We start from the raw sequence: 24410 nt of genomic DNA on the forward strand, positions 1-24410 counted from the left end.
GGCCGCTTTCGGACCTCAATGGCACGGGTTGGTCGGGGTGCGTCATCCATCGCGAGACGGGGATTGGCCGCCAGGAGAGGTTGCGTTCTGTCAGCCATTGGCGACATGGGATGAACTCGACTCGACAGGGCGGTAGGGCGCGTGCAGCCTTTCAAGCAAGATGCCGGAACCTCTACTTGTCGCGGCCGTGGGCGACATTCATGGCCGCTTCCACCGTGTGGAGACGTGGCTGGACGCGCTGGAGCAGGCACGAGGCCGCCGGGTGGGCCTGGTGTTGGCGGTAGGCGACGTGGAGGCCTTCCGCCGCGCGGATGACCACCGGCGCAAGGCCGCCAAGCGAGCCATGCCCGCCGAGTTCGCGGAATACGCGGATGGGCTCCGGAAGGTGAAGCGGCCCCTGTACTTCATCGGCGGCAACAACGAGGACTTCGAGGCGCTGCATGACCTCCCGCAGGGCGGCACGCTGGCGCCGAACGTGACGTACCTGGGCCGCGCGGGCGTTCGCGAGCTGAGCGGACTGCGGGTGGCGTACCTGTCGGGCATCCACGCGCCGCGGTTCATCGACCAGCCGCTGAAGCCCCCCTCCACGCCGGACATGGTGAAGCAGGCCGGCTACTTCCGCACGCCGGAGGTCGAGCAGGTGGCGGCCTTATGCGACGTGGACCTGATGCTGGTCCACGAGTGGCCGCGAGGCATCGTCCAGCGCGCGCGGGAGGAGAACCCGTCACCGCCGAGGCCGCTGCCCTCCTATTGGATTGGCAATCCCGTGACGCGGAGGCTCGTGGACACGGTGTTGCCGAAGTGGATGCTGTGCGGCCATTCACACAAGGGCTTCGCGGTGACGCTGGAGGGCCCGGGACGTCCGGCCACCCGCATCGCCTGCCTGGACCAGGCGGCCAAATCCCAGGAGTCCATCTTCTGGTTGGAGTACGAGGAGCGTCAGGCCCTGCGCGCGGGCTGGGGCCTGTCGGGCGCGGTGTCATGGACCGCGGGCCAGCGCTGGGACATGAACTCGCTGCCACCGCTGGCCGCGGAGGGAGAGGGCGCCCCCGCGGAGTTCGGCCTCTGAGCGGTGCTGGCGCGGCGCTAGAAGGTGCCGGAGATGCCCATCATCCGCGCGCTGGCCACGGGCGTCATCTGGACCTGCCCTGACTGGACGCTCGGCGTGGCCTCGCCCTTCCGGCCATGGAGTAGCAGGGGCACGGCGAGGCCGACCGCCGAGCCGAGCAATGCGCCGGTGGCCACGTCCGTGAGGTAGTGCTTGTCGGCGCCCATGCGCAGCAGGCCCACGGAGGTGGCCACGGGCACGCCCACCGCCCAGATCCACGCCTGGTGCTTGTAGCCGCGCAGCGCGGCGACGGTGCCCGCCGACACCACCAGTGAGAAGGCGAGGTTGGTGTGGCCGCTGTAGAAGGACAGGTTGTTGTCGCTGGGGTGGTCGGTGAGGCCCTTCTGGTCCTCGGGCAGCACATGGACGAAGGGGCGCTCACGGCCGGCGATGAACTTCACCGTCTGGTTCGCCAGGGAGGCGAGCACCGCGCTCTGGACGATGATGGTGGCGTCCTGGGCGAAGTAGCGCGTCGGCGCGCCCGAGCCCTGGCCCACGGCGTACTGGATGCCGAGCACTCCCGCGGGCAGCGCGCCGAAGCCGATGATGTTGCTCCAGTCGTGGGCCCGTTTGCGTGCGGACGGCGTCGACCCGGCGAGGCCCCGTCCCCAGCGGTCCAGCCGGTTGAGGCGGTCCGTCCCATCTGGCGCGCGGTCGCACCAGCGACACTGCGCCGGGGCCAGGTCGTCCTTGAAGAACGCCTCACTGGAAATCCACAACACGCCGGCCGCGCCGGTGATGACGCCATCCCGGGTCCAGTCGAAGCGGAGTTCATGGAGCCGCGGCTCGTCCGAGCCGTCTTGCGCGGCGGCGGGGAAGCAGGGGACGACGGCCAGCAGGACGGCAATGGCAAACGCTCGATAAGGGAGGCGCACGGGGGCAGCATACGGGCGCAATCCCGTCGGGTTCCAGCGCTGTTCCATGACTTCATGCGTAGACTGGCCGCGCATGTCTTTGGAGGCGTGCCCCCCCTCATGCAATTGACCCCCGCGTCGGAACTGCCGCTGCGCGCCCTCTCCACGCTGTTCGCCCGCGCCTTCGAGGGCTATTTCGTCACCGTGCCGGACACCCCCGGCCTGTTCGACGCGCGCGTGCGCAGTGAGCACATCTCGCTGGAGGAGAGCCGCGTCGCGCGCGTGGACGGGGAGCCCGTGGGGCTCGTGTTGATGGCCCGCCGGGGCCGGGAGAGCCGCGTGGCGGGGATGGGCGTGGTGCCCGCCTGGCGGAATCGCAAGCTGGGCGGCGCCATGCTGCGTCCCTTGCTGGAGGACGCGCGAGCGCGGGGCGACACCCGGCTGCTGCTGGAGGTCATCGAACAGAACGCGCCCGCGGTGAGGCTCTACGAGCGGCTGGGCTTCCAGCGCGTGCGCCGGCTGGTGGGCTTCATGGGAACGCCCGAGCCCTTGGCAAGTGTCACCACGCTGGAGGAAGTGGACCCGTGGGAGTGCGCGCGGCTGCTGCCCCAGGGGTTGCCCTGGCAACTGGCCCCCGCGACTGTCCTGGGGCTGGCGCTACCCGCGCGTGCGTTCCGGCTGGGCGCCGCGGTGGCGGTGGTGGCGGACGTGTCGGCGCCCACGCTGGGGGTGCGGTCCGTGGGCGTGGAGCCCTCGGCCCGGGGGCAGGGCGCTGGCCGCAGGCTCCTGGGCGCACTGGCCGCGCGGTGGCCCGGGAAGGCGCTGGTCGTGAGCGTCGTCGTTCCGGAGGGCCCCCTGGCGCGCTTCTTCCTGGGCGCGGGGATGGGGGCGACTTCGCTCACACAGCTCGAGCTGGAGCTGCCACTGGAGGCGCGTTCATGAGACCCCGAGGCTCGCTGTAAGGCCGGGTGGCCCGGCGCGGATATCGATGGATGGACCGGGAATACCTGGACAGCGGCCGGGCAGGCACGGAAATGACCTGTGCGGCGGGCCATGAATGGAGCATGAAAGTCACCCGCCCGGTCGTTCTAGAATCCACCCCGCATGTCCTTCCGCTCTGGCCGCACCCTCCACGTGTTCCCCGACGCCGGCCGGCGGCAGGCCGCGTTGCGGGCCATGGGCGACGCCAGTGGGCTGAGCGTGGGCGCGCACCTGCTGACCTGGGAGGAACTGCTGCAGGCGATGGGCGGCGCGCGCGAGCTCAACCGGCGTCCGTGCCCGGCGGTGGCGGCGCGAGCGGTGGTGGCCTCCCTGGGGTTGGAGCTGGGGCCCACGCCCTTCGGCGACTATGTGCGAGAGCCCGCCTTCGCGCGCGCCGCGTTGGACGTGGTGCTGGACCTGAAGGCCGGGCGCCTGTCCGCTCGGGAGCTTCAGGACGCGGTGGAAGTCCTGCCGCAGGAGCGCAGGACCCGGGTCCGCGTGATTGCGCGCCTGTATCACCTGTACGAACAGCGGATGGCGGAGCTCTGCCTCGCCGACCGCGAGGACGTGCTGCGCGGTGCGCGCGAGGCGCTGGGCCGAGGCGCGTGGCCCGTGGGGTGGGAGGGGCTGCGCACGCTCGTGCTGCACGGGGTGTACGACGTGCGGCCCTCGGGGCTGGAGCTGCTCCTGGCGTTGGCGGCGGCGTGCGAGTCCCGCAGGGTGACGTTGCGCGTGGAGACGCCGGTGGGTGGCTCGCCCGCGGCGGACGCGGCGCTGACGGCGCTGTTCCGCGCCTTCGAGAACCGCGGCGACTCCATGACGCACGTGGACCTCTTCAAGGCGGACGTGACGTTTGAAGGCCGGCCTTTCATCGACCTGGGACGCCACCTCTTCTCGCCCGCGGCGCCGCGCGACGTGTTGAAGGACGCGGTGCCGGCCCTGCGCGTGTGGAACGCGGCCACGGCCCGTGACGAGGCGCGGCTGTTGGCGCGGGACGTGCGGCGCCTGCTGGCCGAAGGCGTGGCGCCCGGCGACATCGCGGTGGCGTATCGCGAGCTGGGGCCCGAGGCCGGGTGGCTCGCGGAGTCGCTGGGGGAGCTGGGCGTGCCGGTGCGTCTCCCCTGGGGCGAGCCGCTGGGACTCGCCGGGCCCGTGCGGCTGGCGCTGGACCTGCCGCTGTTGGTGGAGGATGGCTTCCCAGTCGAGCGCATGGCGGACCTGATGAGCAGCCGCTACGCGCCCAAGCTGTCGCGCGGTGGGCCGGACGCGCCCGCGACGCTCTTCGCCCAGGCCGCCGTGCGTGATGACCGGCTGGGCGCGGTGCGAGGCCGGGGCGCCTACGACGTGCGGCTGGATGGGTTGGCCCGGAGGCTGCTCGCGCTCAGCGGGACGCGCAAGGCGCAGGACAGCCGCCGCGCCGACGCCGTGAAGCTGCTGCGTGAGCGCTGTCTGATGTTGGTGGAGGCCTGTCGCCGCATCCCCGAAGAAGGCACCGCCGTGGAGCTGCTCGCGGCGTGGTGGCAGGTGGTGGAGCGGCTGGGCCTCGTGGCTTCGGAGGGTGCGTTGGCGCCACGCGAGGAGGGCGGGCTGGGCGCGCGCGCGGCGGATGCTCGGGCCCGGGACGACGCCGCGCGCGAAGCGCTCCGCCTGCGGGTGCAGGGCCTGACGCGGATGATGAAGGCGGTGGGCGGAGGACCGAAGATGCGCCGCCGGACCTTTGGCCGTTGGCTGCGTGACGCGATGGCGGATGCGCACCTTCCTCCGCGCGGGCCTCGTGGCGCCGCCGTCGAGGTGCTCGACGTGGCCGAGCTGCCGGGCCGCTCCTTCCAGCACCTCTTTCTCGCGGGGCTGACGGAAGGCCGCTTCCCCGGGCGTGACGCACCGTCACCGTTGCTGGCGGACGCGGAGCGCGCCGCGCTCAACAAGCACCTGGGCCGCGATGTCTTCCGGCTCACGGGCGGCGAATTCGACGACCGTGCGGCGTGGCGCCTCACCGAGGACCGCCTACTGTTCGCCAGCGCCCTGGCGGCCTCCGAGGCGACCGTCAGCCTGTCCTTCGCGGTGGAGTCCTCGGGGGGGCAGGAGCAGGTGCCGTCGGCGTTCCTGGAAGAGGTGCGCCGGCTCACGGCCCTGAAGTGGGCGCCGCGCTCGTTGTCGCCCATTCCGCCGCTGGACGAAGTGCTCACCGAGTCCGAGTTGCGCCGCTGCGTGGCGCTGGAAGCCCTGTCCCAGCCGAAGCTGCGCGTCACCGAACCCGACGCGGCGGCCTCGGTGCTCCGGCGTCGCTTCGCGCCCGAAGCCTGGTACGCGGGCGCGCGCGAGCTGTCGGAGGTGGAGCTGGAGCGCCTGTTCTTCTTCGGCGATCCGAAGGTGCAGCCCGGCCCGTACTCCGGCTCGGTGGACGTCGACACGCAGCGCGAGTCCCTGCGCGAGACGTTCCGGTTCGACATCACCCGGCCGCTCTCCGCGTCGGCGCTGGCGCGCTTCGGCAACTGCGGCTTCCAGGGCTTCCTCTCGTACGGCCTGAAGGTGGCCGAGCCGGATGTGCCGGGCGAGGAGTTCGACGCCCGGGGCCGCGGCACTTTCTGGCACAAGGTGGTGGAGGAGGTCTTCGCGGCGCTGAAGGAGAAGGGGTTGTTGGGCAAGGCGCCGGAGGAGGTTCCAGACGAGGTGCTGGACGCCGCGCTCAAGGCCGCCATCAAGGACTTCGAGCGCATGCACCACGTGGGGCATCCGGAGCTGTGGAAGCTGGCGCACGAGCGGGCCCGGGCGATGGCCCGCCGCATCCTCGTGGATGAGCGGCGCGGCCTGCCCTTCGACGCGATGACGCCGGAGAACTTCGAGTTCCGCTTCGGCCCCGCCGCCCGTGACGACAAGTGGAGCAACGTCGTGCTGCACGCGGGCGAGGAGCCCGTGTACTTCGAGGGCACCATCGACCGGCTCGACACGTCGGGCGGCGAGGTGGGCGTCATCGACTACAAGTCGGGCAAGCTGGAGAAGCGCTCGTTGAAGGAGCGGCTGCTGACGTCGGACTTCCAGCTCCCGCTGTACCTCTACGCGGCGCGGGAGAGCGGCCACGCGGACGCGCGGCAGGCCGCGTGGTTCTCCCTGCGCACGGGCATGGCCATCCGCCTGTCCGAGGTCATCTCCGACGCGGAGCTGGACGAACTGCTGTCGAAGGACCCCGAGGTCCGCGCGAAGGTGGCGGAGAAGGCAGGCCTCAACCTGCCCAACGCGGTGGAGGCGCTGGTAGGCACGCTGCGGCAAGGCCAGTTCGCCGCGCGGCCCCAGGACTGCGGGGCGTGTGGCTATCGCGCGGTGTGCCGGATTACGGACCGGCGCGTGACGGAGGATGGGGGATGAGCGCCGAGCCGTCCCTCTTCGCGCTGGAGCGCAACCTCGCCCTGATGGCGGGCGCTGGCGCGGGCAAGACGTACAGCCTGGTCACCATGACGTTGCACCTGCTGGCCGGCGCGCGCGAAGCCGGCGGTGCGGTGCGTCCGTCGCGGCTGTGCATGCTCACGTTCACGGACAAGGCCGCCGCGGAGATGCGCTCGCGCGTCCGCCAGCGTCTGGACGGGCTGGCGCAGGGCGACACGCGCCTGGACCAGGAAGTGGAGTTGCGGGCGTCGCTGGCGCGGCTGGACAAGCCGTTCCCGCTGCCGGATGCCTGGCGGCAGCTGCGCGAGGAGCTGGGCGCGGCCACGGTGGGCACCTTCCACTCGCTGTGCGGCCAGTTGCTGCGCCGCGCGCCGCCCGCGGTGGGAATCGACCCGAACTTCGAGGTGCTGGACTCGCTCGAGGCGACGGGGCTGGTGCAGGACGTCTGCGAGCGTGTGGTGCTGGACGCGCTGGAGGCCGGTGACGCGCAGGTCCGGGAGCTGTGCCAGGAGCTGGGCTTCTCCGGCTCGGGCTTCTCCGACGGGCTGGTGGCCGCGTTGATGGCCGTCTACGGCAAGCTGCGCGAAGAGGGGTTGCGCGCGGAGCAGGCCGCCGTGAGTGACGCCGCCGAAGCGCGCGCGGAGCTGGAGTCGTCGGTCACCCGGTGCCTGGAGCTGTGCGCCGAGGCGCGGGGCCTGGACGCGAAGGGCGAGTGGAGCCGGCTGCTGGGTGGCCTGGAGCGCGCGCTCAACGGCATGACGCCCGAGAACTTCGGGCAGGGCGAGCGTTTCCCGTGGTTGCGCGCGTGCTTCAAGGCGGACGGTCGCAACTTCGCGCGGCTCAGCAAGGGCGCCGCGGGGCCCGTGCGAGCGCTCTACTGGCGCGTCTTCGGCAAGAGCGATGGCTCCGTGCCCCGGTTGGATGATGCCTGGGCCGCATGGCGCACCGCGCCCTTCGAGGTGACATTCCGCGAGCTGCTGACGCGGGTGGAGACGCGGCACGACACGGAGCTGTCCCGCCGCAACGTGTTGGACTTCACGTCCCTGCTGGTGAAGTCGCGCGACCTGCTCCGCGCGCATCCCGAGTTCCGCCGCCAGGTGCAGGAGCGCATCGGCGCGCTGCTGGTGGACGAGTTCCAGGACACCAACCGCCTCCAGTTGGAGCTGGTGCTGCTGCTGGCGGAGAAGCGCGAGGACGGGCCGCGCGAGCTGGCGCCGGACGTGGACCTGGTGACGGCGCTGCCGCTGGAGCCCGCCTTCCTCTGCGCGGTGGGTGACCGCAAGCAGTCCATCTACGAGTTCCGCGGCGCGGACGTGTCCGTCTTCTCCGTGCTGGCGAAGAAGCTGGTGGACGAGGGCGGCACGCGCGGCTTCCTCCAGCACAACCGCCGCTCCGTGCCAGGGCTGCTGTCGTTCTTCAACCGCACCTTCGCGGGGGTGCTCGTCGCCGCTGATTCCCAGGCGCCTCGGCCCTTCGAGGTCATCTATGTACCGGAGCAGGACGACCTCGCCGCGGTGAGGCCGTCGCTGACGGACGCGCCCGTGGTGGAGCGGCTGCAATTGGAGGAAGCGGACACGGCGGCGGACCTGCGATGGCTGGACGCGGATGCGATTGCCCGCAGGCTCCGGTGCCTGCTGGCGCCGGGGGCACCTGCCTCCGTGGCGCGCGAGGATGGCGAAGGGCTGCGTCACGCGCGGGGCGGTGACGTGGCCATGCTCTTCCGGACCTTCACGCACCTGGAGGTGTACCGGCAGGCGCTCATCCGCCACGGTGTCCCGCACCGCGTGCTGCGCGGCCGCGGCTTCTACGGCGCGCAGGAGGTGCTGGACCTGGCCTCGCTGCTCGCGCTGCTGGCGGACGCCGAGGATGCGCTGGCCTTCGCCGCGGTGCTGCGCTCTCCCCTGGTGGGGTTGAAGGACGCGTCACTGTTCCGCCTGGCGGGAGACGCGCCCCTGTCCTTGGCGTCGCCCCGGCTGACGGACCCGGAGGTGTTGGCATCGTTGTCCGAGCGTGAGCGGCAGCGCCTGGAGCGTTTCCTCACCGCGCTCCCAGGCCTGCGGCGGGAGCGCGACCGGATGGGCGTGCGGGAGCTGCTGGTGTCCGCGCTGGACGTGACGGGCTACCGCGAGACGCTGGCGGGCTCGCCCTACGCGGAGCAGGCCAGCGCCAACGTGGAGAAGCTGCTGGCGCTGGCGTCGCGGCGGGACGAGCGCGGCACGGGCGGCTGCGTGGCCTTCGCGCGCGAGCTGCGGATGCTGGCGGAGAACAACCCGACGGAGGCCCAGGCGGACCTGCTGGACGCGAGCGACCCGCGCGCGGTGCAGCTCCTCACCATCCACAGCGCCAAGGGACTGGAGTGGCCGGTGGTGGTGGTGCCTTCGATGGGCGGCCGGAGGCGCAGCACCTCGGGCCGCGCCCACTTCGAGCGCACGCATGGCATCTCCCTGCGGCCGTGGGTGCCGGATTCGCTGGATGATGACTACACCTCCAGCCGCTTCGACGCGGTGCGCGCGGAGCTGAAGGCGCGCGAGGACGCCGAGTACCGCCGCCTGCTCTATGTTGCGCTCACGCGGGCCAAGGACAGGTTGGTGCTGGCGGGCGGCTCGGAGCCGCGCGGTGGCAAGGACTCCTGGTGGCACCTCATCGACGGGCGCCTGGAAGTGGACGCGGAGCTGCGGGGCCTGGTCGATGAGCTGGACGTCGACACGCTCCCTCCGCCCGCGGACCCGGAGCCGCCCGGCCCAGAGGCCCTGTTGCTCGCCGAGGCGCGCGTCGAAGCCGCGCTGCTGCGGGTGCGGGGGCAGCGTGTCGCGCAAGCCGAGTCCCTGGGCGCCGCGGTGGCCTCCGCGGAGGCGCTGCAGGACTTCATCGCCTGTCCGCGCCGCTTCCACTACGTGCACCGGCTGGGGCTCCGTGGTGCGCCGTGGCCCTGGGAGGTGCTGCCCCGTGGCGCGCCGCCGCTGGTGGAGCCCGACGGTTGGCTTCCCGCCGAGCGGCCCGAGGACCTGATGCAGCGGCTGCTCCGCGCCGTCGACCTCCGACTGGCGGCGCCGGAGGTGGACGCTTCGGAGCGGCGGGCCCACCTGGAGACGGTGCTGCGTGACGCGGGCGCGCTGCCGGACGAAGAGGGCATGGACGCGGTGCTGGACACCGTGGAGCGCTTCCTGACGTCGGCGTTCGCACGTGAACTGGCGCGGGCGCCGTCACAGACAATTCACCGGGGCTTGCCCTTCATGCTTGCCCTGGAGGGTGAGGTGGGTGTCGAGGGCGCGGTGGACCTGCTGTGGGAATCACCCCCAGGGGAGGCCGTGGTGGTGGCCTTCAAACACGGTGGGCGTCATCCGCTGGGAGCGGCCGCGTACACCTACGAGCTGGCGGCCCTGGGGCTGGTGGCCCGGCGGATGGTGCGAGAAGGGGTGCCGGTGCGGGTGGGAGTCGTCTTCCTGCGCGAGCCCCAGCCGGAGCCCGAGTGGTTGTCCGGGACGCGGGGCCTGGAGGAGGCCGCCGGGCGGCTCGCGGGGGCAGCACGGGCAGTGGCACGCGGTGAGGCCAGGGGTGAATGGGATGGGAGGGAGAAGGCAGCCTGCCAGGCCCTGCATTGTGGCTTCGCGGAACACTGTCACCCGGCCCCCCCCGCGTGCTAAGCGGCGAGCACCATGCCGAACGTCGTCGTCATCGGAGCGCAGTGGGGAGATGAGGGGAAGGGCAAGGTCGTTGACCTGCTCACCGAGCACGCCCAGGTCGTCGTCCGTTTCCAGGGCGGCAACAACGCGGGCCACACGCTGGTGGTGGGCGGACAGAAGACCGTTCTCCACCTGATTCCCTCGGGCATCCTCCACCCTGGTAAGACGTGTGTGATTGGCAACGGAGTGGTGGTGGACCCTGCCGTCCTCGTCGGGGAGATTGACGCGCTGAAGGTGCGCGGCTTCCTCAAGGACGACGCGCAGCTCCTCATCTCCGACAATGCCCACGTCATCTTCCCGTGGCACAAGCTGCTGGACAGCTTCCGCGAGAAGGCGCGCGGCGGTAGCGCCATTGGCACCACGGGCCGGGGCATTGGCCCCGCGTACGAGGACAAGGTGGCCCGTCGCGGCATCCGCATGCGGGACCTGCTCAACGCGGACCGGCTGCGCACGCGCATCGAGGCCCGGCTGCCGGCGGCGCTGGACGAACTGAAGGACCTGTGCGCGCGGGCGGGCGACCCGGTGCCGCAGCTCGAGGTGCCGCAGGTGCTGGCGGAGTTCACCGCCCTGGGTGAGCGGCTCAAGCCCTTCGTCCACGACGCCTCGCTCTACCTGTCCGGTCAGGTGCGCCGCGGCGCCCGCATCCTCTTCGAGGGCGCGCAGGGCACGCTGCTGGACGTGGACCACGGCACCTATCCCTTCGTGACGTCCTCCAACTGCGTGGCCGGCAACGCGGCGGTGGGCTCGGGCCTGGGCCCCACGGCCATCGACAAGGTGATGGGCATCAGCAAGGCATACACCACGCGCGTGGGCGGCGGTCCGTTCCCCACGGAGCTGAGCGACGCCACCGGTGACCAGCTGCGCAAGGTGGGCGACGAGTTCGGCGCCACCACCGGCCGGCCCCGTCGCTGCGGCTGGCTGGATGGCGTGGTGCTGCGCTACGCCTCGCGCGTCAACGGCCTGTGGGGCATGGCCCTCACCAAGCTGGACGTGCTCAGCGGCCTCAAGACGCTGCAGATCTGCACCGCGTACGAGCTGGACGGCCAGAAGGTGACGGAGCTGCCCGGGGACTACGAGGACCTGGAGCGCGTCAAGCCCATCTACGAGACGCTCCAAGGCTGGGACGAGCAGATCGCCGGTGTGCGGACCTTCGACGAGCTGCCGGAGAACGCCAAGCGCTACGTGCGCCGGGTGGAAGAGGTCAGCGGCGTCCCCGTGGTGTGCGTCTCCGTGGGCGCCGACCGCGGTGAGACGGTGCTGCTCCAGAACCCGTTCCGGAGCTGAGCGGAGGCGAAGGGCTGGCGTCGCTCGCGGGCGTGCTGACGCGGCCCTGGTTTTTCTGCTACGGCTTCCGGGTCGACACCCCGGGAGCCGTCATGGTCGTCTTGCGCAGGTTCGTCATCGCGCTGTCCGCGGCAATGCTGCTGGGAGCCGCGGAGCCCTCCGCCGCGGCCCGGGACGCCTTCCTGCGCGGGGAGTCGGCGCTGGCGCGTGGCCGCTGGGATGACGCGGCCGCCGCCTACCGCGAGGCCCTGGCCGACACGCCCGGCTATCCCTCCGCCCTCAATGGCCTGGGCAGCGTGCTCTTCCGCAAGGGGCAGGTGCGGGAGGCGCTCACGCACTTTCGTGACGCCACGCAGGCGGACCCCGGCTTCAAGATGGCCTGGTTCAACCTGGGCTATGCCGCGCGCAAGACGGGTGACGCGGCCACCGCGGCGCGGGCCTACGAGCGCTACACCGAGCTCGAGCCCGGCGACGCGGACGGCTTCTATGGGCTGGGGGAGAGCTACCGGCAGCTCGGCCAGAAGGACAAGGCGATTCCCGCGTACCAGGCGTACATCGCCCGTGAGCAGCGCAAGGGGGAGCAGGTCTGGGTCCGCAAGGCGACCGAGCACCTGAAGGCCATGGGCGCCGAGCCGCTCCCGGTGGCCACCGCGCCGCCCTCGGTGGCGCCTGCCGCGGAGGCCGCGACGTCCAACCCGGCGCTGGCGGCGTCGCGCATCCGCGACGGCGACGCCTTGATGAAGGAGCGCCGCTACCGCGAGGCGGCCTTCGCCTTCCTGGATGCGTCCCACGCGGATGCGAGCCACGTGGAGGCCCTGTTCAAGCTGGGCAACGCGCTGGCGGTGCTGGGCTACTACGGACAGGCGGTCGCGCAGTGGGAGCGTGCCACCGCGCTCACGAAGGACGCGGCCATCCAGCAGAGCGCGAAGGAGAACATCGACCGCGCGCGGGCGAAGCTGGCGCAGGCGGGCGCTTCTCCCCAGGCCGCGGGACAGGCGCCGGGCTCCGGCCCCGTGGCCGACACGACGCGCGCGCTGGCGCGCCGGGCGTATGAGCAGGGCGTGCAGCGCATCGGAGCCAAGGACTTCAGTGGCGCGCTGACCAGCCTCACCCAGGCCATCCAACATGAGCCCATGCTGGCCGTGGCCTTCGTCGCGCGAGGCAGCGCCAACATCGGCCTGCGCCGCTACGCGGAAGCCGCGGCGGACTATCAGTACGCCTTGGAGCTGGAGCCCGGCTCGGCGTCACCGCTTTACGGACTGGCCGAATCTTTCCGTGCCATGGGACGCACGCTGGAGGCACGCGACCTCTACGAGCGCTATGCCGCCTCCTCCGCCGCGGACATCCGCCCCCAGCTCCAGGAGGAATCCCGACAGAAGGCGGCGCGCCTGCGTTGACCGGCAGGCAGGACGCCCGAGGGGAGGTGGACCGTGTCAGCCCCAAGCATTAGCTTCCATGAATGAGCGGGCGCGACGCGGAACCGAACGGACGGCAGGTCTTCAGACCCCGACGGGTCCTCGCAGCGGCCATGGCCGCCGCGGGTCTCCTCTGGGTCGCCGTACTGGTGTACCTCCTCCGATTCTTCGATGAGGTCCCGCTCAAGACCTTCCTCTCAGCGGGCTTTTTCGTCCTCTTCTTCGCCGTGTCGCTCATGTACTACGGGCGCACGCACATCGTCGTGGACGCCCGGGGCCTGACGTACCAGGGCATGGTGCGGACGCGGCGCTTCACCTTCGCGGACATCCGCAAGCTCGATGTCCTGCCGGGGCCCGTGACGGTCTACGCCATCCGGGGCAAGGCGGGGCTCGTCCACTTCACCAGCTTCTTCCGGCACCATCAGCAGCTCGCCCGGCTCCTGGTGGAACGCGCGGGGCTGGGGCCCGTTCCGGGCTGAGCCTCCCGTCAGCTCCCCGTCGCGAGCAGGTACGTGACGGCCACGCCCGCGCAGGCAGCCATCGCGCCCAGGCCAATCAGCCACCATTCGCCGCGAGGCCTGGGCACGTGGGGAGGCGCCTCTGGCGTGGGTTCCGCCGTGGCTTCGGCGGACGCAGGGCTGACCGCGTCGGCGGGTGTCTCCTGCTCGCCAGCAGGGGGGGCGGGGGGCGGGGGCTCTTCCACGGCGCCCTGGAAGCGGAGCAGTGAGCGGCCCATCTCGATGACGTCACCATCCGCCAGCGGAACCCGGGCTTCGATGCGCTGGCCGTTGAGGAAGACGCCGTTGGGGCTGCCCAGGTCCTCCAGGGAGAATCCTCCCGCCTCATGGACGACGCGCGCATGTGCCCTGGACACGGCCCGGTCTCTCAGCCGCATCGCCACGTCGCTGCCCCGGCCAATGTCCGTCTGGGGCTCCGCGAGCGCATGGACGCGCCCGACATCCAGACCCGTGAGGCAGGTGAGGGTGGCCGCGCGCGACGGGGCCGGTTCGTCCGTTCCTGTCAGCAGTCCCTTGAGGAGCGCCACGGTGCCCAGCCCACGCTCACTGACGGCCTCTTGAAGCACGCGCAGGCCCATGTCGTCGGGCAGGCCCAGCGCCTCTCCGGGAATCACCAGCCTCGGGACACCCGGAGGGACGAGCACGCCATTGACGGAGAAGGTGCGCGCGGCCTCCACCATGAGCCGCTGCGCCTCGATGCGCAGGCTGAGAAGGCCAGGGGGCAGCCCCTCCAGTCGGATGTGGTCATCCGGGCCGCCGCCCAGGAGGTGGATGCCATCGGAGAGCTCGAAGGGGGTGGTGGAGCCCAGGTGTTCGAATTCGAAGCGCATGAGACAGCCCCGGAGCAACGGGCCGGCCGTCTCAGGACGCCAGGGTTCCGCGGACTTGCCGTCCGCGTGCGTCCCGGTGGCGATGGGGGCCGTCCGAAGCGCGAGACACCCGCGGGAGGCGCCGCGGCGCCTGCTCAGGCGGCGCGGGGCGTCTCGGGGGGTGACGACTGGCCGGCGTGGGAGCCCGTTCGCGTGCCGGGATACACGGCCACGGCCGAGCCGTCCGCGACGAAGGCGGAGCTGGGCTCGCCGCGCAGGAAGGGGACGAACCTCGCGCCGTACAGGCCTGCCACGTCGATATCGAGCGCGGAGGTGGCCACCTGCCACACGGACCAGCGGGGATGCTCCACGCGGTACTCGGCGCAGCCGCCGTCCCGTTGCGCGGTGTAGCCCCAGTAGTGCTCGGTGATGAACTCCGCCTCGGAGTCCGGTTCGCTGGCCCGCGGCGGCCCGCGCGTCGTCGCCGCCAGGTGCTGCCACCGTCCCCCCGCCTTCCACGCATATTCGGCGCGGCCGGGGGCGCCGGTGTGCGCGCCTTCCATCTCCACGACGTGGCGCATGGGCAGCGCGACATACGGCTCGTTGTAGAGCACTCGCGCCACGGTGGCGATGGCCTGTCGCGGGACGATTTCCTTCACGAACACCACACCTCGTCGCCAGCCCTCGGGGCCGAGGCGGCGCACGTAGAAGCGCAGGTTCACCTCGTCGAAGTTCCGGTGGAACGGCACGGGCAGGCCCCGCACGCGCGTGTCCAGGAACCGGAAGCCCACCATGCTGGCGAACGTCCGCCCCTGCCAGGTGTCCAGCTCCGTGTCGCGGGGGACGAGGGGCCGGAGCACCTCCGGGTCCACCTCGTAGTTGAGCATGACGAGATACCGCCACTCCGCCGTGAGGAAAGGGCGCATGCCTCCGTCCTAATGCGGGGCCTTCTCCCAACGCCACTCAGCCTGGGAGGGCGGGCGTGCCTCGCGCTCACCCCTCGCAGAAGCCGGCATTCTGCGACGGGGGCGCGCGCCACGCCCAGGCACCGGCGGCCGCGTCACTACCAGGTCGCGCCGATGTTCACGGTGCCCGCGTAGCTGCCGCCGCTGCTGAAGTTCCGGTCGCCAATCGTGACGTCGCCGGGCGGGACGTTCGCCGCGAACTGCTGGTCCAGGAGGAAGCTGTACTGGAGCCGGGCATCGGCGGTGAAGTTGCCCCTGTGGATGCGCAGGCCGCCGCCCACGGGGATGTTGCCCACCGTGTCATCCGCGAAGGCGAGCGTGGGCGCCCGCACGTTGTACCGGCTGAGGCCCACGCCGCCCAACACGTAGGGCTGCACGGGCGCGGCACCCAGGCCCAGCGTGGCCACCACGTGCGCGCCGTTTCGCACCAGGTCCGGGCCGCCCCGGGCGCCCGTCACCACGCGCTGGTCGAACTCGTTGAGGGCGCCCGAGTAGCCCAGCTCGAGGCCCAGCACCTTCGTGGGCTTGATGGCCACCGTCACGCCGTAGCCCAGGCCGGGGTTGATGTCGGACCCCAGCGCGTTCGTGTAGCCCTCCACGCCGCCGCCCACGAGGAACGTCAGTCCGCGCATGTCCGCGGTGGACTCCAGCCGCTCCTGTGCCATGGCGCTCCCTGCTCCCAGCACACCCACCACCGCACCCACCTTGAGTAGAGTCTTCATTCGCGCCTCCCTTGGGCGTGAACCACCGGTTGAGGCGAGAAGATGGGAGCCACCCCCCGGCATGACAATTGCCGGGACTCCAAGGCGAGAGCGTCACGAGGGTTGCCTGCTCGCTCACCTCGGGGTGAACCCATTGGACGCGAAGCCCGCTAGGATGCGCGGCCCCGATGCGTCTCCCGTCCTCCGCCCTCGCTCCGCTGCTGGCTGTCACCTGTCTTGCCACCGTCGCCTGTCGTGATGAGCAGGCCGGACCGCGTCAGCAGACACCCCGCCTTCCCGCGCCCACGCAGCTGCGCGCCCTGGACGCGGCGCCCGCGGACCTCACGTTCCGCAGCGGCGCGACGTTCGCCGGTGGGGCGGTGGTGTACCTGGGCTCCAAGGTGTCACCGGAGAAGGCCGCGCCCGGCACGCAGGTGAGGTTGGCCCATTACTTCCAGGCGGTCCGCACGCCGCCGCAGGGCTTCGCCTTCTTCGTCCATGTCGTGGACCCGGCCAGCGGCGGCATGCTCACGAACGCGGACCACGAGGTGCAGGGTGGCGCCGCGCCGCTGGCGTCATGGCCGGTGGGCAAGGTCATCGAGGATGTCCACTCGGTGCCCATGCCGGGCACGCCCGCGCGCGTGATGCTCGGCTTCTGGCGGGGAGACTCCCGGCTGCCCGTGGATGACACCAAGGCGCATGATGGCTCGCAGCGCATGCTGGGGCCGCAGCTGGGAGGGGCCGCGCAGGAACTGCCCGAATATTCCGTTCCGCGCGTGAGCCAGCCGCCCACCCTCGACGGTGTGCTCGACGACGCGGCGTGGCAGCAGGCCAGGCCGGTGGTGCTGCGCCGGAGCTTCGACGGGAGCGCCGCGCGCCTGCGCACCGAGGCGCGGCTCGTCCATGACGGCACGTTCCTCTACGTGGCCTTCGACCTGGATGACCCGGACGTGTGGGGCACGCTGCGTAAGCGCGATGACCCCATCTACGAGGAGGAGGTGGTGGAGATCTTCCTCGACGCCAACGCGGACGGACGCACGTACAACGAGCTCCAGGTGTCCCCGCACAACGTCATCTTCGACGCGTACTTTCCCGCCCGCCGGCAGGGCATGGACCGCTCCTGGGATTCAGGGATGACGTCCGCCGTGAAGGTGCGGGGCACGTTGGATGAGGCCTCGGACCGCGACGAGGGCTGGTCGGTGGAGATGAAGATTCCCTTTGACCGGCTGGCCAAGGTCCCGCACCTCCCGCCCCGGCCGGGTGACCGCTGGCGCTTCAACCTCTACCGGCTGGAGCACCATGACCGCCGCACGGTGGAGGGGCAGTCCTTCTCGCCCCTCTTCGTCGGCGACTTCCATGCGCTGCCGCGCTTCGGTTGGCTCGTGTTCGAATAGGGGCGCCCGCGCTCACGGGTGGGGGCTGATGTCCCAGTGCGCGTCCGCGACGGAGCGCTCGGTGGGGTCCCCCAGGAAGCGGAGGAAGCCGCGAAGCTCCATCGTGTCGATGAGCTCCTCCGCCTCCAGCTCCGAGATGCCCCGCATGTCCACGAGCAGGTCGCGCATCACCGATTTGCCGCGGAGGTACCCGATGGGTTCTCCCGGGCCGAGCGCGTTCTTCAGGTCGGCGGTGAGCTGCTGGAGGTCGATATCCTCTGGAATCATCGTCCCCAATCTGGTGACGAGCCCTGTGCCTGCGCAACCGGCATGACCTGGGGGGAGGGCTCGTGGGACAGGAAGGTGAGCAGGCGGACGTCCTGGCCGTCGCTCTCCACGGTGATGGCGCCATGGTGGTCGGTTCGCCAGCACTCGCTGCCCTGCGCCCGGTATCTCGCCTCCACGTCTTCGTGGGGAAAGCCGTACCGGTTGCGCCGGCCCACGCAGAAGACGACGTGCCGTGGGCGTGTGCGTGCCAGCAGGGCCTGCGTGGACGAGGTCCGCGAGCCGTGGTGAGGGGCCTTCATCACCGTCACCGGGCCCAGCCGCTCCGCCAGGGCCTCCTCTCCATCCGCCTCCACGTCGCCCGTGAGGAGCACGGTGACGTCGCCGTGGCGCACCAGCAACACCACGCTTCGGTCATTCGCGCCTTCCAGCAACTCGCGTGCGTCCAGCTCCGGTGGCCCGAGCACTTCGATGGTTGCCTCGCCCAGGCGCAGGGGAGGGTGGCCCACCTCGACCTCCTCCACGAGCGCCGGCCCCGCCGCGGCCACCACCTGCCGTGAAAGGGGGCCGTCTCCATCGCCCGCGGGCATCCACAGCCGCTGGGTGGGAAGCTGCTTCAGCGCGGATGCCAGCCCGAGCGCATGGTCCGGATGCGGATGCGACAGCACGGCGAGGTTCAGCCGGGAGATGCCCGCCTGCTTCAGGTACGGGAGGATGAAGCGCTCCGCGGTGTCCATGCCGCCTGGAACGCCGCCGCCGTCCACGAGCATGTGCTCACCTCCGGAGCTGACGACCACGGCGTCGCCCTGTCCCACGTAGAGAAAGGTGACGCGCAGCCCAGGCTGCGGCGTGAGCGCCGGTGCCAGGATGGCGGCGACGACGGCCGCGGGAGCCAACAGGCCTCCCAGCCGCCAGCGCCCCGTGCCGAGCGCCCACGTCAGCAGCCCCGCCGCGTAGAGCGCCGACAGGACGCCCAGTGACGGCACCTCGACCGAGGCCAACGGCGCCGCCGCGAAGAGCCGGGTGATGACCAGCAGCAGCTCTGAGGCCCAGGCGCCGGCCCACAGCACCGGTGTGGCCAGCACGGGGGCCACGACGAAGAGCGCGGCGCCCCCCGCGGCCAGGCCCGTGAGCAGCCCGCACAAGGGCAGGGCGACCACGTTCGAAATGAGCCCCGCGAGGCTCACCCGTCCGAACGTCGCCGCGACAATGGGGAGTCCCGACAGCGTCGCGGCGGCGCTCGCGCACAGCGTCTGCGCCACCGTCTCCTGGGCTTGCCCCCACCAGCGCCGGACGCGGTGGGGCTCGGACGGGTCGGGCTCGGCCAGGGGCAGCGCCTGCCGCAGCGGCGGGGACAGCAGCACCAGTCCCAGCACGGCGAGGAACGACAGGCGCAGCGACAGGTCCGCCACGCTGGAGGGCGCCCAGGCCACCAGCACCACCGCCGCCGCGGCCAGGCCGTTGAGTCCGTCCGCGCGCCGCCACAGCGCCAGTCCCAGCAGCACCACCGTGGCCATCACCGCGGAGCGCACCGCGGGAGGCTGGTTGTCGGTGAACACGACATAGGCCCAGACGAAGGGCACCGCCGCGGGGGCCGCCACCTGCCGCGCATCCAGCATGCGCCACCGCTCCCCGGTGCGCACCACCAGCCGCCGCAGCACCGCGAGCGTCATCAGCGCCAGCGCCGCCACGTGCAGCCCGCTGACGCTCAACACGTGAGCCAGTCCGGCGCGGGAGAAGGCCTCCTCCCACGAATCATCCAGCGCCGCGCGTTGTCCCGCCGCCAGGGTGAGGAAGAGCGCCGCCGCGTCCGTTGACGGCGCCACGGCATGGACCGCCGTCGCCAGCCGCGTGCGCGTGTCCTCCAAGGACACCCGCCACGCCGGGGCAGGGGAGAGCACCACCAGGCGCCGCGCGTCCATGCCGCCGGTGAAGGCCACGCCCTGTCGCCGTCGCGCTGCTCCAAAGTCCTTCTCGCCCGGGTTGGAGGGCGGCGCGTCGGGCAGCAGCTTCGTCTCCGCCCGGACACGTTGACCGGGCAGCAGCGGCGGTGGCTCGCCGCGCAGGGACAGGTTCATCCGGAACCGGACGGGCACCAACGGTCCAGGAGCGACGCCAGCCCGCGCGACGGCCAATCGGACACGCGTCGTCCCGTCGAAGCGGTCCACCCGCTCCGCTTCTCCCTCGAGGACGACGGCGTTGCCTTGGGTCAGCTCCGCCGGCACCTCCACCTGGGACTCCCAGCGCGCCAGCCCCACGCCCGCCGCCCAGAGCGACGCCAACACGGCGAGATGCGCACCAGGCAGCCTGGCAAGCGCCAGCCCGAGTGCTCCCAGTAAAAGCCCGCAAACGAGAAATGGTTCCGCGGCCGTGCTTGTTACCGGGGCGCAGAGGGCTCCGAGTGACAGGCTCAGGGCGGGAAAGAAGAGAGGACGCGCGCCCAGGTCGCGCCAAGCATGACGTTCCACCTTCCAACCCCCACCCGCCGCCCGTCACACTGGTGCACACATCTGCCGACACCGCGTGTGGAAACCGACAACGTAGTCGGGCGCGTCCTGGGTGGTCAAGGCGTTATCGTTGCCCGTGGATGTGGTTTGTGGTAGTAGTGCCCGGCTGAAAGGCCGGGAACGAGTCTTTCAAGGAGGCAGTGAGTGCAGACCAGCTTCAAGACTGGTGACAAGGCGGTCTACCCGGGCCAGGGCGTCGGTGAAGTGATGGGTATCGAACACACCGAGGTGGCCGGGCAGCGCCAGTCCTTCTACGTGCTGCGCATCCTGGAGAACGGAATGCGGATCATGATTCCGATCAACAAGGTCGGGTCGGTCGGCCTCCGGGAGATCATCAGCGAGGAGGACGTCAAGCAGGTCTACTCCATCCTCAGGGAGAAGGACATCTCCGTTGACTCCACGACGTGGAACCGTCGTTACCGGGAGTACATGGAGAAGATCAAGACGGGCTCGGTGTTCGAAATCGCCGAAGTGCTCCGCGACCTCTACCTCCTGAAGGGCGACAAGGACCTCTCCTTCGGCGAGCGCAAGATGCTGGATACGGCGCGCTCCCTGCTCATCAAGGAGCTGTCGCTGGCCAAGGACTGCACCGAGGATGAAATCGAGTCGGACCTGAAGAAGATCTTCAATCTGGCCTGAGCCGCGGGACTGCCGTCCAAGACTCGTCGCCCCGGGTTCCCCATCAGGGAGCTCGGGGCTTCGTCTTTCATGCCACATGATGTCCGCCCATGAGTGAGCCGCTGCCGGGGTCCCCCATGGAAGAGGCGCGAGCGCGCCGCATCGCGGAGCTCGAGGCCCGGTTGTCACGCCGCCGCGTGGGCGTGCGTCCCGTGGCCGCGGTCATGGCCATCTCCGTGGGCCTGGCGCTGCTCGGCATGCAGTGGAAGGACCTGTCGTATTTCCTGTCCCCGAGCGTGCCGCTGACGTTGGGCGCGGAAGGGGCCTACCGCTTCGAGGCGCTCGCCTCCAACCGTTATGCCCAGGTGCACGGGGTGCCCACGGTCCGGGGCGCCTATGAGCGCGCGGATGGAGCGCTGTATGTCCTGGTGGGGCTGCGCGACTCGCCCTTCGTCGTGCGCCGGCCGGCGCTCCCGGGGGAGCAGTGGACGGAAGGCCGTCCCCCACCGCAGCCCGACCAGCGCCCCTTCGCGGTGCGAGGGCGGCTGCTGGCGCAAGAGGATGCCTCTCGCTACCGCGAGGCCCTGGCTCTGATGGAGCGCATGGGCGAACTCCAACCACGGGACGGCCGGTTGTGGCTGCTCATCGAAGGTGAGCGTCCCGGCGCGGACAGGGGATTGCTGCTCGTATGCCTAGCGCTGGTCACCTTCGTGGTGCTCAACGCGATGCTGTTGGTCAAGGGGCTGAAGCGCCGGTGAGCCGGCCGAGCTGCTCGCGGGCCTCGCGGTTGCCGGTGTCGTACTTCAGGGCCTGCTCGAAGGCGGCGCGCGCCTCGTTCACCCGGCCCGCGGCGGCATGCTCCGCGCCGACCTGGACATGGAGCCGCGACACCTGCTTGCGCAGGGGCGGGCCGTGTTTGCTCCAGCCGTGTGCCAGGGCATCGTCCACGGAGAGGGCAACCGTCAGCTGCGCGATGGCCTCCGGAAAGTCCCGCTTCGCCAGGGCCTTCTTCGCCTGCGACTCGGCTGTCTCGAAGCGGAGGAGCTGTCCGTGCAGCGCGGTGAGCTTCTCCGCCTGGGCCAGGTCCCGGGCCGCCGCCACGTCCCCCGCTTCGTAGCGGCGCAGGACCTCGATCTCCTTCGAGGACCTGGCGTCGGATGGCGCCGCCGCCGAATCGAGCGCCCCGGCCGTGCGCTTGTTCGAGGGTGCTGGCTCCACGCCGCGCGCCCGGCGCTGGGCGTTCGCCGCGGAGTCCGCGCCCCCCATCGCGAGCGCGCTGGCGGAAGCCGCGTCAGCCTCTTGCGTCCGCCGCTGGGCGTTCGCCGCCGAAGCACTGCTCCCCGTCGCGCGCTCGTACGAGGGGGCCACGGCCACGGGGCGCACCTGCTTCGTGGTGCCCCGCGCCACATTCAGGGCGCTGATGCCCGTGGCCTTGGGCGTCAGGGGCGCGTTCTCCTCTTCGGGAGGCGGAGTTCCCGACGTGGCCGACACGGCTCCAACTGCCGTGTCGCCCGTGTTCTCGGCGGGCGCTTCCGCGGCGGCCCGCGGGGGCGCACCGGACACGACCACCGTCGGCGAAGCGAGGGCCGCCGGTGGCGGAGCGGGGGAGGTGTGCTCCGTTCCGTCGGCCATCCCCATGGAAAGCAGCGCGATGAGCGCGGCCACCCCTGAGCCCAGCGCCGCGGCGCCCAGGGCCACCCCCACCGTGCTCAAGGCCCTGCGCGAGGACGGCTTGTCGTCGTGGGAGACGGCGGGCACGCCGTGGGCGGGTGTTCCACCGGGGCCGCGCAGGCGCAGCAGGGCATTTCCGAGGGAAACCTCGTCCCCCGGCATCAGCTCGACCTCCGAGGCGAGGCGATGGCGGTTGAGGAAGGTGCCGTTCTGGCTGCTGAGGTCCTTCAGGAAGAAGCGGTCGCCGCGGCGGGTCAGGTGCGCATGCCGGCGGCTGATGGACGGGTGCTGCAGGCGGAGGTCGGACGAGGAGGACCGCCCGATGACCAGCGCCCCCTGTTTGATGGGCACCAGTTGCCCGGCGCCGGGGCCTCGCTCGACGTACAGGAAGGCAGGCGCGTACCCAGGGTCCGAGTACTCATTCGAGGTGTCGAAGCGGGAGGCGAGCTCGCGGTCGCTGTTGGCGCGCTCTCCCGGGCCCTGGCGCCGGCTGCGGCGGGAGCCGGCGGGAAACTGGGGAACCCGCTGGGGGCGCGGGTCGTCCGCCTGGAGCGGGTCCACTTCGTCGTCGTCGAAGGGCAGCTCCACGTCTGAATCCTGGGACGCCTGCGTACCGGGCGGGCGGGGCGGTCGAGGAGGCCGCTTGGGGTTCGGTGGAGCCATGGTGCCCATTCTCCCAGATTGGGGGCGGCGACGAACCCCTTGCGAATACTGGCCTGTCCGCGACCCGAGACTCTAGAGTGAGGGACACACCCACGCCTATGGACCCGAGAGGATTGCCGCACGTGACCCCGCCCGCTATTCGGCTCTTCAACACGATGACCATGCAGAAGGAGCTGCTGCAGCCCGCCATTCCTGGCGAGGTGGGGGTCTACGTCTGTGGTCCTACCGTCTACAGCTACATTCATATCGGGAATGCTCGCACCTTCACCTCGTTCGACGTGGTGGTCCGCTACCTCCGTCACCGGGGCCTGAAGGTCCGGTACGTCCGCAACTTCACGGACGTGGACGACAAAATCATCAAGGCGGCCGCGGAGACGGGGGAGGCCCCGGTGGCGCTGGCGGCGCGCTACGTGGAGATCTTCCGGGAGGACACCCGGGCGCTCCACCTGCTGGAGCCGGACTTCTCGCCGCGGGTGAGCGACCACCTCCCTGAAATCATCGCCATCATCCAGAAGCTCGTGGACAAGGGCCACGCGTACGCCTCCCAGGGCGACGTGTACTTCTCCGTGAGCAGCGACGCGGACTACGCGAAGCTGTCCAAGCGCAACCTGGACGAGCTGTGCGTGGGCGACCGCGTGCAGCCGGGTGAGCTGAAGCGCGAGCCGCTCGACTTCGCCCTGTGGAAGGCGGCCAAGCCGGGAGAGCCCGCGTGGGAGAGCCCCTGGGGCCCCGGCCGTCCGGGCTGGCACATCGAGTGCTCCGCCATGAGCGCGAAGTACCTGGGAGAGACGTTCGACATCCACGGCGGCGCGCTGGACCTCATCTTCCCCCACCACGAGAACGAAATCGCCCAGAGCGAGTCCGCCAACGGCGTGACGTTCGCCCGGTATTGGATGCACTGCGGCTTCCTGGACCTGGAAGGCGCGAAGATGTCCAAGTCGCTGGGCAACGTGGTGCGCCTGCGCGACGCGCTGACCAAGGTGGACCCGGAGGCGCTGCGCTTCTTCTTCCTCGCCACGCACTACCGCCACCCGCTGTCGTTCTCCGACAAGGCGCTGGCGGATGCGGAGACGCGCATGGAGTACTTCTACGAGACGCTCCGCAAGGTGGACGAGCGACTCTCAGGGAAGGACTTCGGCAAGGGGCCCCTGCACGGCGCCCCGCGGCGCTTCTTCACCGAGTTCGAGTCCGCCATGGACGACGACTTCAACACCGCGGGCGGCCTGGGCGCGCTGTCGGGCCTCTTCGGGATGATGAACGAGCTGACCGACAAGCCGCCCGTGAAGGACAAGGCCCTGGTGGGCCGCACCCTGCAGTCGCTGCGTGAGGACGTGCGCAGGGTGTCCGGCGTCCTGGGCCTCTTCGAGGACGCGCCCGAGGCGTGGCTGCTGCGCCGCCGGGAGCGCGCCGTGCGCGAGCGCGGCATCGACGTGGCGGAGGTGGAGCGCCTGCTGGGCGAGCGCACCGCCGCCCGCGCGGCGAAGGACTTCGCCGCCGCGGACCGGGTGCGGAGCGAGCTGAAGCAGAAGGGCGTGGAAATCATGGACACGCCTGCTGGCACGACGTGGAAGGTGGCGCCGCTCCAGGGCTGATG

The 24410-nt window shown here is 71.2% G+C and carries 18 protein-coding genes; 11 read left to right on the top strand and 7 right to left on the bottom strand.

Features of this window, described 5'->3' with window-relative positions:
• Positions 1 to 160 precede the first annotated feature (160 nt).
• Complete coding sequence (locus KGD87_RS02185; protein WP_284665917.1) at positions 161 to 1069, top strand: metallophosphoesterase; 909 nt, start codon at positions 161 to 163, stop codon at positions 1067 to 1069.
• 17 nt (positions 1070 to 1086) lie between these two features.
• Here the strand turns inward: KGD87_RS02185 and KGD87_RS02190 are convergent, their stop codons facing one another.
• A complete protein-coding gene (locus KGD87_RS02190; protein WP_284665918.1) occupies positions 1087 to 2031 on the bottom strand; it encodes a phosphatase PAP2 family protein in 945 nt (314 codons plus the stop codon).
• A 51-nt stretch (positions 2032 to 2082) separates the two neighbouring features.
• Here KGD87_RS02190 and KGD87_RS02195 point away from each other — a divergent pair, with 51 nt between their 5' ends.
• The 6 genes from KGD87_RS02195 to KGD87_RS02220 all read left to right on the top strand — a co-directional run bounded on the left by KGD87_RS02195 (position 2083) and on the right by KGD87_RS02220 (position 13185).
• Positions 2083 to 2904, top strand: a complete 822-nt coding sequence (locus KGD87_RS02195) for a GNAT family N-acetyltransferase (RefSeq protein ID WP_284665919.1) — start codon at positions 2083 to 2085, stop codon at positions 2902 to 2904.
• A gap of 162 nt (positions 2905 to 3066) precedes the next feature.
• On the top strand, positions 3067 to 6306 hold the full coding sequence (locus tag KGD87_RS02200; protein ID WP_284665920.1) for a PD-(D/E)XK nuclease family protein: 3240 nt from the start codon (positions 3067 to 3069) through the stop codon (positions 6304 to 6306).
• Positions 6303 to 9968 carry a UvrD-helicase domain-containing protein gene (locus KGD87_RS02205; RefSeq protein ID WP_284665921.1) on the top strand — a complete coding sequence of 1222 codons (3666 nt, stop codon included), beginning with the start codon at positions 6303 to 6305 and terminating at the stop codon, positions 9966 to 9968. Before KGD87_RS02200 ends, KGD87_RS02205 begins: the two co-directional genes overlap by 4 nt.
• 12 nt (positions 9969 to 9980) lie before the next feature.
• Positions 9981 to 11291 (top strand): adenylosuccinate synthase, encoded by a 1311-nt coding sequence (locus KGD87_RS02210; protein WP_163787149.1) that lies wholly within the window; start codon positions 9981 to 9983, stop codon positions 11289 to 11291.
• Between the two features lie 92 nt (positions 11292 to 11383).
• A complete protein-coding gene (locus tag KGD87_RS02215) occupies positions 11384 to 12688 on the top strand; it encodes a tetratricopeptide repeat protein (RefSeq protein WP_284665922.1) in 1305 nt (434 codons plus the stop codon).
• A gap of 62 nt (positions 12689 to 12750) precedes the next feature.
• Positions 12751 to 13185, top strand: a complete 435-nt coding sequence (locus KGD87_RS02220; RefSeq protein ID WP_163787153.1) for a PH domain-containing protein — start codon at positions 12751 to 12753, stop codon at positions 13183 to 13185.
• Positions 13186 to 13193: 8 nt separating this feature from the next.
• On the opposite strand, the gene KGD87_RS02225 is transcribed toward KGD87_RS02220, so the two are convergent.
• From KGD87_RS02225 to KGD87_RS02235, 3 genes are all read right to left on the bottom strand, one after another.
• Positions 13194 to 14054, bottom strand: coding sequence for an FHA domain-containing protein (locus KGD87_RS02225; protein WP_284665923.1), 861 nt, complete (start codon positions 14052 to 14054; stop codon positions 13194 to 13196).
• A 134-nt stretch (positions 14055 to 14188) separates the two neighbouring features.
• On the bottom strand, positions 14189 to 14959 hold the full coding sequence (locus tag KGD87_RS02230; protein ID WP_284665924.1) for a YqjF family protein: 771 nt from the start codon (positions 14957 to 14959) through the stop codon (positions 14189 to 14191).
• A 137-nt stretch (positions 14960 to 15096) separates the two neighbouring features.
• Complete coding sequence (locus KGD87_RS02235; RefSeq protein WP_284665925.1) at positions 15097 to 15720, bottom strand: hypothetical protein; 624 nt, start codon at positions 15718 to 15720, stop codon at positions 15097 to 15099.
• Between the two features lie 167 nt (positions 15721 to 15887).
• Between KGD87_RS02235 and KGD87_RS02240 the strand changes: the two genes are divergently transcribed.
• Positions 15888 to 17093 (top strand): carbohydrate-binding family 9-like protein, encoded by a 1206-nt coding sequence (locus tag KGD87_RS02240; RefSeq protein ID WP_284665926.1) that lies wholly within the window; start codon positions 15888 to 15890, stop codon positions 17091 to 17093.
• Positions 17094 to 17105: 12 nt separating this feature from the next.
• Here the strand turns inward: KGD87_RS02240 and KGD87_RS02245 are convergent, their stop codons facing one another.
• Entirely contained in the window at positions 17106 to 17360 is a 255-nt protein-coding gene (locus KGD87_RS02245; RefSeq protein ID WP_284665927.1) for a hypothetical protein, read from the bottom strand.
• Positions 17357 to 19825 carry a DNA internalization-related competence protein ComEC/Rec2 gene (locus tag KGD87_RS02250; RefSeq protein ID WP_284665928.1) on the bottom strand — a complete coding sequence of 823 codons (2469 nt, stop codon included), beginning with the start codon at positions 19823 to 19825 and terminating at the stop codon, positions 17357 to 17359. The genes KGD87_RS02245 and KGD87_RS02250 overlap by 4 nt, the downstream gene beginning before the upstream one ends.
• 183 nt (positions 19826 to 20008) lie before the next feature.
• Between KGD87_RS02250 and KGD87_RS02255 the strand changes: the two genes are divergently transcribed.
• Positions 20009 to 20503 (top strand): CarD family transcriptional regulator, encoded by a 495-nt coding sequence (locus KGD87_RS02255; protein WP_163787447.1) that lies wholly within the window; start codon positions 20009 to 20011, stop codon positions 20501 to 20503.
• Positions 20504 to 20592: 89 nt separating this feature from the next.
• Positions 20593 to 21240, top strand: coding sequence for a hypothetical protein (locus KGD87_RS02260; RefSeq protein WP_284665929.1), 648 nt, complete (start codon positions 20593 to 20595; stop codon positions 21238 to 21240).
• Here KGD87_RS02260 and KGD87_RS02265 read toward each other — a convergent pair.
• Positions 21218 to 22816, bottom strand: a complete 1599-nt coding sequence (locus tag KGD87_RS02265) for an FHA domain-containing protein (RefSeq protein WP_284665930.1) — start codon at positions 22814 to 22816, stop codon at positions 21218 to 21220. The genes KGD87_RS02260 and KGD87_RS02265 overlap by 23 nt on opposite strands.
• A gap of 98 nt (positions 22817 to 22914) precedes the next feature.
• Between KGD87_RS02265 and cysS the strand changes: the two genes are divergently transcribed.
• Positions 22915 to 24408 carry a cysteine--tRNA ligase gene (gene cysS, locus KGD87_RS02270; RefSeq protein WP_284665931.1) on the top strand — a complete coding sequence of 498 codons (1494 nt, stop codon included), beginning with the start codon at positions 22915 to 22917 and terminating at the stop codon, positions 24406 to 24408.
• Positions 24409 to 24410 lie beyond the last annotated feature (2 nt).

The organism is Myxococcus sp. SDU36, assembly GCF_030168875.1.
GTDB classification, from domain to species: Bacteria; Myxococcota; Myxococcia; order Myxococcales; family Myxococcaceae; genus Myxococcus; species Myxococcus vastator.